The 8,786-nt window shown below is 69.3% G+C and carries 11 protein-coding genes; 6 read left to right on the top strand and 5 right to left on the bottom strand.

Going from position 1 to position 8,786, the window contains the following annotated elements; all coding sequences use genetic code 11:
• The 4 genes from FCG67_RS00005 to rimP all read right to left on the bottom strand — a co-directional run.
• Positions 1-352: translation initiation factor IF-2 N-terminal domain-containing protein (locus tag FCG67_RS00005; RefSeq protein WP_211243075.1), on the bottom strand; the 352-nt coding region annotated here is incomplete at its 3' end.
• Between the two features lie 135 nt (positions 353-487).
• Positions 488-796, bottom strand: coding sequence for a YlxR family protein (locus FCG67_RS00010; protein ID WP_136906078.1), 309 nt, complete (start codon positions 794-796; stop codon positions 488-490).
• Positions 797-840: 44 nt separating this feature from the next.
• On the bottom strand, positions 841-1,872 hold the full coding sequence (gene nusA, locus FCG67_RS00015) for a transcription termination factor NusA (RefSeq protein ID WP_136906080.1): 1,032 nt from the start codon (positions 1,870-1,872) through the stop codon (positions 841-843).
• Between the two features lie 4 nt (positions 1,873-1,876).
• Positions 1,877-2,455, bottom strand: coding sequence for a ribosome maturation factor RimP (rimP, locus tag FCG67_RS00020; RefSeq protein ID WP_136906083.1), 579 nt, complete (start codon positions 2,453-2,455; stop codon positions 1,877-1,879).
• A 163-nt stretch (positions 2,456-2,618) separates the two neighbouring features.
• On the opposite strand from rimP, the gene FCG67_RS00025 reads away from it, so the two are divergent.
• Together FCG67_RS00025 and FCG67_RS00030 are read left to right on the top strand one after the other, a co-directional pair.
• Entirely contained in the window at positions 2,619-3,134 is a 516-nt protein-coding gene (locus tag FCG67_RS00025) for a hypothetical protein (RefSeq protein ID WP_136906085.1), read from the top strand.
• A complete protein-coding gene (locus FCG67_RS00030) occupies positions 3,131-3,589 on the top strand; it encodes a ferritin-like domain-containing protein (protein WP_136906086.1) in 459 nt (152 codons plus the stop codon). Before FCG67_RS00025 ends, FCG67_RS00030 begins: the two co-directional genes overlap by 4 nt.
• A gap of 11 nt (positions 3,590-3,600) precedes the next feature.
• On the opposite strand, the gene FCG67_RS00035 is transcribed toward FCG67_RS00030, so the two are convergent.
• Entirely contained in the window at positions 3,601-5,034 is a 1,434-nt protein-coding gene (locus tag FCG67_RS00035; RefSeq protein ID WP_136906088.1) for a DHA2 family efflux MFS transporter permease subunit, read from the bottom strand.
• Positions 5,035-5,180: 146 nt separating this feature from the next.
• Here FCG67_RS00035 and FCG67_RS00040 point away from each other — a divergent pair, with 146 nt between their 5' ends.
• The 4 genes from FCG67_RS00040 to FCG67_RS00055 all read left to right on the top strand — a co-directional run bounded on the left by FCG67_RS00040 (position 5,181) and on the right by FCG67_RS00055 (position 8,724).
• Complete coding sequence (locus FCG67_RS00040; RefSeq protein WP_136907064.1) at positions 5,181-5,804, top strand: TetR/AcrR family transcriptional regulator; 624 nt, start codon at positions 5,181-5,183, stop codon at positions 5,802-5,804.
• Between the two features lie 115 nt (positions 5,805-5,919).
• A complete protein-coding gene (locus FCG67_RS00045; RefSeq protein WP_136906090.1) occupies positions 5,920-6,420 on the top strand; it encodes a nuclear transport factor 2 family protein in 501 nt (166 codons plus the stop codon).
• Positions 6,417-7,265, top strand: a complete 849-nt coding sequence (locus tag FCG67_RS00050; protein ID WP_425467775.1) for an SDR family NAD(P)-dependent oxidoreductase — start codon at positions 6,417-6,419, stop codon at positions 7,263-7,265. The genes FCG67_RS00045 and FCG67_RS00050 overlap by 4 nt, the downstream gene beginning before the upstream one ends.
• Positions 7,266-7,413: 148 nt before the next feature.
• Entirely contained in the window at positions 7,414-8,724 is a 1,311-nt protein-coding gene (locus FCG67_RS00055; protein WP_136906092.1) for a condensation domain-containing protein, read from the top strand.
• The last annotated feature ends 62 nt before the right edge of the window (positions 8,725-8,786 follow it).

The raw sequence follows: 8,786 nt of genomic DNA on the forward strand, positions 1-8,786 counted from the left end.
CGGCCGGACGCGGTGCCGGCTGCTGGGCGACGGGGGCCGGGGTCGGCGCGGCCGGGGCCGCGGGGGCGACCGGCTGAGCCGGAGCTGCCGGTGCGGGTGCAGCCGGCTTCGGGCCGGGGCGCGGGGCACCGGGCTTCGCCGCGCTGGGCGACGGGGTCTTGGGCTTTGCTGCCTCGGCATCCGCCGACTGTGCGCCGGGGAATGACTCCCTGACACGCCGTGCAACCGGGGCCTCCACGGTGGAGGACGCCGACTTCACGAACTCGCCTTGCTCCTTGAGCCTCGCGAGTAGTTCCTTGCTTGTGACACCGAGTTCTTTAGCCAACTCGTGCACGCGGGCCTTGCCTGCCACTGCTCTCCTCACTGAGAGGTCGAGCGCGGCTGGGTGCCCGCACGACCTCGGGTTATCTCCGATGGACGATCATCGCTGGTGCTTCACGGTGTGCTCATGATGTGTTTGCCTGACTTCTCGAGAGGTACTGCTCTGTTATGGGAGCGATTCGATCATGTGATCGAGGGCCGCCGTGTCCAGGCTTCCGGACACTCGCAGTGCTCTGCCGAATGCTCGGCGCTTCTCGGCCTGACTCAGACACTGCGGGTCGGGGTGCAACCAGGCACCTCGCCCCGGGAGTCTGCGTCGCGGGTCGGGCACCAGCGTCCAGCCTTCAGGCTGCACCTCTTGCGCAACGATCCTCAGCAGATCAGCGGCCAACGCTTGTCTACGGCATCCGATGCATGTGCGGACCGGTTTCCCGGGTTTCGCACGCGCCTGTACCGAAAGCTCACGCTGAGCCATTGACCACTCTACCGCTGTTCGGGCCAGTTTCCCGCATGCCGCCCCTAGACACGCGAGGAAGCGGGTCCGGCAGGCCGATCCTGGGAGGGTTCGGCGTCACTGCGGATGTCGATTCGCCACCCGGTCAACCGCGCTGCCAGGCGGGCATTTTGCCCTTCCTTGCCGATGGCAAGGGACAACTGGAAATCGGGGACGACCACCCGGGCAGCACGCGCATCCGCGTCCACGACTGTGACCGACACCACTTTCGACGGGGAGAGTGCGTTTCCGACGAACCGGGCCGGATCCGGGTCGTAATCGATGATGTCGATCTTCTCGCCTGCGAGTTCGCTCATCACATTGCGCACCCGCTGACCCATCGGACCGATGCACGCACCCTTGGCGTTGAGACCCTGGACGCGCGACTGCACCGCGATCTTCGACCGGTGACCGGCCTCGCGGGCGACGGCGATGATCTCGACCGAGCCGTCCGCGATCTCCGGGACCTCGAGCGCGAACAGCTTGCGGACGAGGTTCGGATGCGTCCGGGACAGGGTGATCTGCGGGCCACGCTGGCCGCGGGTGACGCCGACCACGTAGCACTTGATCCGCTCGCCGTGCTCGTAGGTCTCCCCCGGCACCTGCTCGGCGGCCGGGATGATGCCCTCGGCGCCGCTGGTCTCGCTGCCGATGTGCACGACGACCATGCCGCGGGCGTTGGCCCTGGTGTCGCGCTGGATGACGCCGCCGACGATTTCGCCTTCGTGCGTGGAGAATTCACCGAAGCTGCGCTCGTGCTCGGCGTCGCGCAGACGCTGCAGGATCACCTGGCGAGCGGTGGTCGCGGCGATCCGCCCGAAGCCCTCAGGGGTGTCGTCGATCTCTTCGCCGATCATGTTCCCGTCGGCGTCGACGTCATGGGTCATGACCCGGACGACACCGGTCTTGGTGTCCACGTCGATCCGCGCGTGCGCGTGGTGGCCCTCGGTGTGCCGGTACGCGGTCAGCAGCGCGGTCTGGATCGCCGCGATGATGGTGCCTGCGGAGATTCCCTTCTCCACCTCGATCGCGCGCAGCGCGGCAATGTCGATATTCACTTGTCTACCCCTCTACCTCTTCATCAACTTCATCAACCTGAAAATCTGTCTCATCGATCTGCGCCGAGGCCACCCGACCCTCGGCCACGCCACCGGCCAGTTCGAGCTCGCGCTCGTTCGGGGGCGAGAACTCCACCTGCACGACCGCCTTGTCGATGTCAGCGAGCGCGATCTCGCGCACCGACGGACCGCCCTTGCCGGGCAGCACGATCGCGATCACGCCGTCACCGAGCAGACCGATGCGACCGGTCACGCTCTCGTCGGCGAGGTCGATCTTGACCTTGCGGCCCCGCGCCCGGCGCCAGTGCCGGTCCTCGGTCAAAGGCCGGTCGATCCCGGGCGAGGTGACCTCTAGCGTGTAGGGAGCCTCCCCGAATTCGGGTGTCGCGTCGAAGGTCTCGGAGATCGTCCGACTGAGCTCCGCGACGTCGTCGAGGTCGAGTCCGGTGTCGCTGTCGATCATCACCCGGACCACACTGTGCTTGCCCGCGAGAGTGACCGCCACATCCTCCAGGTCGTATCCCTGGCGATGAACCAGATCGGAGAGAAGCTCGATCACCCTCTCCTTCGGCGGAACCGGCATCAGTGGAGCTCCCTCGTTCAGTTGTGGTCGGCAGGCCTCGTGTGCACAAGTCGGGCGCGCCCGAAATGGTTTCCGGCGCGATGATCAAGGATATCGCGCATTTGACCGCTCCGTGACCAGCCTCGGTCGTCGCGATCGACGGGGCACCTGCCAAGATGGTCGAGTGCCTGTAGCCGTCACCCCGTCACCGATCTCCCGGCGTTCGGCCTTCCGGATCGCGGGCGCCGCGTCGGTCGGACTGACCGCGCTCGCGCTGTCCACCGGGTGCACATCCGACTCCTCAGACCGGGACTCCGCCGAACCCGATCCGTTGATCTCCGCGGCGGAATCGGCGCGCAGGGACGCCGCGACCGCGACCGCCGCGACCGCCCTCGCGCCCGAGCGAGCCGGGGCACTGAGCGTCATCGCGAGCGAGCGCGGCGCGCACGCCGACGCGCTCTCGGCCGAGGTCGCGCGCGCGGCCGGGGTCGATCCGACCGCGATGCCCTCACCCAGCCCGACGGGCTCCCCCACGGAACCGGCACCGCCCCCACCGACCGTCGACGAGTTGCGCACCCAGCTGGCCACTTCCCAGCGCGATGCCGCGGGCCTGGCCCGTCGCCTGTCCGGTTACCGGGCCGGCCTACTCGGTTCGATCAGCGCCGCCATCGCGGCAGAGCAGGCGGTGTTGCTGCTATGACCTCACCCAGCCCCACATCGTCACTCGGGCCGGAGCAGCAGGCCCTGTCCGATGCGCTGCGCGCCGAGCACGCCGCCGTCTACGCCTACGGCCTGATCGCCGCCTTCTCGAACCCCGCCCGGATCGGCGACATCACGACCGATGCAGCGGCCCACCGGGCCAGGCGCGACGCCACCATCGATGCGCTCACCGCCGCCGGGGTCCGTGCGCCCGCGGCCGACTCGGGCTACACCATGCCCTTCCCTGTCGTCGATCCGATCTCCGCGATCCAGTTGGCGGCGGCAGTCGAGGCCGATACCGCGGTCGCGTGGCGATCGGTGATCGAGCGGGCCGAGTCCGAGCACACCCGGCAGGCGGCGGTCGACGCACTGACGGAAACGGCTCTGCGCACGGCGAATTGGCGCGCGATCCTGGGAACGGCACCGCCGACGGTGCCGTTCCCTGGCCAGCCCTGACCGTCCTCCGGCTAGACCTGCTGCGCCTGCCGGCTCGGCATGAACAGTGCCGCGATGATGGCGACCCCGACGGCGCCCGCGCCGACGAGCAGCGCCGGCTGCAGTCCCTCCGCGTAGCCTGCCGGGGTGAGGCTGCCGCCGTTGCCGAGGAACACCGCCGTGAGGATCGCGATGCCGAGCGCCACGCCGATCTCCCGGATGGTGGAGTTCGCGGAGCTGGCGGTCGCGTGGTCCACCTCCGCCATGTCCGCCAGCACCGCGGTGGCGCTCGGGGCGAAGGTCAGCCCCATGCCGACGCCTGCCATCACGAACGCGGGCACCATCTCGCCGTAGGCGGCGCCCGGCTCGAGCAGCTGGGACATCCACACCAGTGACGCCGCCTGCAGGGCGAGACCGGCGATCAGCAGGGGCCGCAGGCCCACCCGCGGCGCCAGGATGCCCGCGATGGGCGCCACCACCATCGGCGCGGCCGTCCACGGCAGGGTTCGCAGTCCCGCCTCGAAGGGGCTGTACCCCATCACGATCTGGAGGTACTGGGCCAGCAGGAACACCGCCCCGAACATGCCTAGCGTGAACGCGAGACCGATGATGTTGGCCATCGAGAAGCTGCGCGAACGGAACAGCCGCAGCGGCATCACCGGGTTCGACGTCCGCGCCTCGCGGAACACGAACGCGGCGAGCGTGACCACGGAGCCTGCCAGCGCGCCCAGAACGCTAACGGAGGTCCAGCCGTCGTCGTTGCCGTGCACGATTCCCCAGACACCGAGGAAGACGCCCGCGCCCGCCAGCACAACGCCGAGGACGTCGAGTCGCTCACGCCTGCCGCGGGATTCGCTGAGCGCGTAGAGCGCGAGCGGCACCGCGACCAGCGCGACCGGGACGTTGAGCCAGAAGATCGCCTGCCAGGAGACGCCGTCGACCACGGCCCCACCGACCACCGGGCCGAGCGCGACGCCGAGGCCGGACACCCCGCCCCAGACACCGATGGCGAGCGCTCGCTTGGAGGCGGGCACCGCACCCGCGAGCAGGGTCAGCGACAGCGGCATGATCGCGGCCGCGCCTGCTCCTTGCAGGGCGCGCGAGGCGATCAGCAGCTCCGGCGTGGTGGACAGCGCGGAGGCGATCGAGGCGACCGTGAACAGCCCGATGCCGAACAGGAACATGCGCCGCCTGCCCCACCGGTCCCCGAGCGTCGCTGCCGAGAGCATCAGCGTCGCGAAGCACAGCGTGTACGCGTTCATGAACCACTGCAACTGCCCGACCGAGGCACCGAGATCCGCCTGGATCACGGGCAGCGCGCTGGTCATCACCAGGTTGTCCAGGGTCGCCATGAACATCGGCAGCGAGGCCGCGAGCATCGCCAGCCAGATCGGCACCCGGCGCCCGGCCTGCGTTCGAGGCGGGCTCTCGATCAGGACATCGAGTTCATCGGTCGTTGCGGTCATCACCACTCCTCGAAGCGAACATCAGACTTGTAAGCATCGAATGATTACTTAAATGAGAACGCTAAGGCATCGAGTGATAACCTGTCAACATGGCAGTGCAAGGCGGCTCCGCTGAGTCGACGAAGTCCCCCCGTCCCGCGACCAGGATGAGCGCACCGGAGCGCCGCGAGCTCGTGCTGGCCGCGGCCTCGCGGGCCTTCGCGCGCGGCGGCTACGCCGGCACCAGCACGGACGCGGTCGCCAAGGAGGCAGGCGTGTCGCAGCCCTACGTGGTCCGGATGTTCGGCTCCAAGGCCGAACTCTTCCGCGAGGTGTTCGCCCGCGCGCTGACGAGCATCGTGGCGGCCTTCGACGAGGAACTGGACCGGATCGCGGCCGAGCCGGGCGGCATCGATCCCCAGAGCGAGGATTTCTGGTCCCGGCTCGGGGCCTCGTACGGCGAGCTCGTGTCCGACGGCGACCTGCTGCTGGTGATGATGCACGGGTTCTCCGCGGGCGGAACCCCCGAGATCGGCGCGCAGGCGCGGGCCGCGATGTCGGAGATCTACACCCAGATCCGGACCCGCACCGGGTGCACCCCGGAGGAGGCGCGGGAGTTCATCGCGAAGGGGATGCTGCTCAACGTCCTGCTCGCCATGCAGGCCCCCGAGCATTTCGACGAGGACCCGGCGCTCGCCGAGCTCTCCGAGTGCGCCTTCGGCCAGACCCTGGACGCCGCGATCTCGGGGACGGCGGCCATCCTGAAAGCCGCCGCGGCCGCTCGGGAGTAGCTCCCGCGCACGCTCAGCTTTTGCCCGCAGTGTGGGAAGGGTTGCTGCGCGGTGTGACCAGGGCCACCTATCGTCCAGGTCACAGAAGATCAGTGACCAGAGAACGGGACACACCTTGGACCTCGCGCAACGGATCGCCGCCCTCGAAGAGATCGAAGCGATCAAGAACCTCAAGCACCGATACTGGCGGGCGTGCGACGGCAAGGACCCGAAGTCCTTCCGCGCCTGCTTCATCCGCTCCGGCGCGAACATCGACTACGGCCGGCTCGGCGCGTTCGACGACATCGAGCCGATGGCCGAGATCTTCGAGAAGATCGCCCTGCACCGGGTCGGCGGCAAGCACGTCATCCTCGACATGCACCACGGCATGCACCCCGACATCACCATCACGGGCGAGGGCACCGCGACGGGGCGGTGGACTCTGCGCTTTCGTCAGTTGAACCTGCTCGAGAACACCGAGACCGTCTCGACCGGCGAATACGACGACGAGTACGTGCTCGAGGACGGCGAGTGGCGCATGTCGAAGTGCCACTTCACCGAGACCTGGTCGCTGACCCGCCCGCTCTCCCCCGACGCCGTGGTGTCCGAGGGCCAGTTCGCGGGGGTGTCGCAGTGAATATTCATGAAGCAACGAGTGAGCGGCGGGTCGCCGTCGTCACCGGTGCCAGCCGCAGCGTCGGCAAGGGCATCGCGCTCGCCCTCGGCTCGGACGGCTGGACGGTCTATGTCACGGCCCGTGGCGAGGTCGGGACCGACGGCCCGCTCGACGCGACGGCGGCCGAGGTCACCGCGCGCGGCGGCACCGGGATCGCCGTGCAGTGCGACCACACCGACGACGCGCAGATCGAGGCGCTGTTCGCCCGCATCGCCAACGAGCAGTCCGGACGACTGGACCTGCTGGTCAACAACGTCTGGGCGCACCCAAAGGGCTTCGCCGGCTTCTCCGACCCGTTCTGGAAGCGTCCCATCAGCGACTGGGACACGCTCATCGGTGTCGGACTGCGCGCGCACTACGTCGCCAGCGTCGAGGCCGCCAAGCTCATGGTCCCGCGCGGTTCCGGACTCATCGGCAACATCTCATCCTTCGGCACCCGCGGCTACCTGCACTCGGTGCTGTACGGGATGTCCAAGGCCGGCCTCGACAAGATGGCGGCGGACATGGCGGTCGAACTCAAGGGCACCGGCGTCTCGGCTCTGTCCTTCTGGCCGGGACTGGTGCGCAACGAGGCGATGCTGGCGAGCGGGATGGAGAGCTTCGCCGGGTTCCCCCTCTCCGAGGCGGAGACCCCCGAGTTCATCGGCCGGGTGATCGTCGCCCTCGCCAACGACCCTGAGGTCGGCAAGCTCAGCGGGAGCACCCAGATCACCGCGGAGACCGCGCTCGAGTACGGGATCACCGACGTGGACGGCGCCCAGCCGGCCTCGCACCGCGCCGCGTTCGGTGGCGGTCCCCTGTTCTGACACCGACGCCACCCAGGGGTGGTGAATCCATCACCCTGGGTGGCGCCCGCCCCACCGCTTGGGGGCCTGTCCGCACCCTCCCCCTCCGACGAGACTTTGAGACCAGAGCAGTTCCCGGTCACCGAAGTCCGAGTCGAGGGAGAGTTTCGTGAACCAGCCAGTGCAGCCCACCAGCATCTCCGGTTGTGGTACCCCGGCGCGGGTCCTCGCGCTCTCCGCCGCCGCGCACTCGGTCTGGTTCTCCCAGCGCGTCTCCTGTGACGCGCCGATCTCCGTCGCGCAGTACGTCGACATCCGCGGCGCGCTCGACGTCGACCTGCTCATGGACTCGGTCCGGTGGGCGGGAAGGGAATTCGGGGCTGGGCGCCTGCACGTCGTCGAGGTCGACGGATTCCCCTATCAGACCCTCGCCGCAGCCGACGACGACTTCGTCGCCGCGATCGACTTCCGCGGCCGGATGAACCCGGTTGCCGCCGCACAGGAATGGATGCGCGACGAACAGTCCCGACCGGTCGACATGTCGGCCGACCAGCTCATCGTCGCTGCCGTGCTGCGGATCAGCGAGGAGCACACCTACTGGTACGTGCGGGCACACCAGGTTGCCCTCGACGCGTACGGACTGCGAACGCTGATCGAACGTTCCGCCGAGCTCTATACCCATGCGTTCGTCGGCGCCGCCGTCAGCCCGTCCGAGGCCCTCGACCTCGAGGCGGTGGTGGCATCCGACGCGACCTACCGGGCATCCGACCGTTTCGAGCGCGACCGCGACTCCTGGGTGGAGCATCTCGTCGGCGTCGCGGACCCGGTCACGTTCGCAGGCGCGGCGGCACCGGCACAGTCCGAGCCCCTGGTGATCGGCGGCGAGCTGGCGCCCGCCGGCCCCGACGCCGCCCTGTCGGCGCCGACGGTGATCGCCGCGTTCGGGGCCTTCCTCGCGCAGCACACCGGACGGGACGAGGTCACCGTCACGCTCCCGACCCCCGCCAGGGGCACCGCGGCACTGCGTCGCTCGGGTGGATCGCTCGCCAATGTGATCCCGCTGCGCCTGTCCTCGGGCGCGGGGATGACGGTCGGTGACGCGAGCATGGCGGCAGGCCGGGAGCTAGCGGGAGCACTGAGCCGTCAGCGGTACCGCCAGGAGGACATCGCACGCGAGGTCGGCGTGATCGGCGACCGCGCGGCCTCCTTCGGCCCCACCATCGAGCTGATGCTCGCCGACAGCGAGGTCCCGCTCGGACCGCTGGACGGCGCGCTCCACGTCCTGACCACGGGCCGGGTCGACGACCTGACCGTCCGGGTCCGCCCGGGCGCGGTCGAGGGCGCCACCCGGATCGACTTCCTGGCGAACCGGGACCTGTACTCGGAGACCGAACTCCGCCGGCTGCACCAGCGGTTCCTGGTCTTCGTCGAGGGCTTCCTCGCCGCGGACGCGGACAGCCCGCTGTCGACGATCGCCTGACCTGACGCACCGGGAGTGCGGTCGGCGCCGGCGGATCAGGCCGCGAGTTCACCGGAAGACCT

The sequence above is a fragment of the Rhodococcus oryzae genome, assembly GCF_005049235.1.
In the GTDB taxonomy this organism is placed as follows: Bacteria; Actinomycetota; Actinomycetes; order Mycobacteriales; family Mycobacteriaceae; genus Rhodococcus_G; species Rhodococcus_G oryzae.

What these genes read in the sequence shown, in the direction of transcription:
- FCG67_RS00010 (WP_136906078.1), bottom strand. Translation starts at nt 796, where the DNA reads ATGGCTCAGCGTGAGCTTTCGGTACAGGCGCGTGCGAAACCCGGGAAA.
- rimP (WP_136906083.1), bottom strand. Translation starts at nt 2,455, where the DNA reads ATGCCGGTTCCGCCGAAGGAGAGGGTGATCGAGCTTCTCTCCGATCTG.
- FCG67_RS00030 (WP_136906086.1), top strand. Translation starts at nt 3,131, where the DNA reads ATGACCTCACCCAGCCCCACATCGTCACTCGGGCCGGAGCAGCAGGCC.
- FCG67_RS00035 (WP_136906088.1), bottom strand. Translation starts at nt 5,034, where the DNA reads ATGACCGCAACGACCGATGAACTCGATGTCCTGATCGAGAGCCCGCCT.
- FCG67_RS00040 (WP_136907064.1), top strand. Translation starts at nt 5,181, where the DNA reads ATGAGCGCACCGGAGCGCCGCGAGCTCGTGCTGGCCGCGGCCTCGCGG.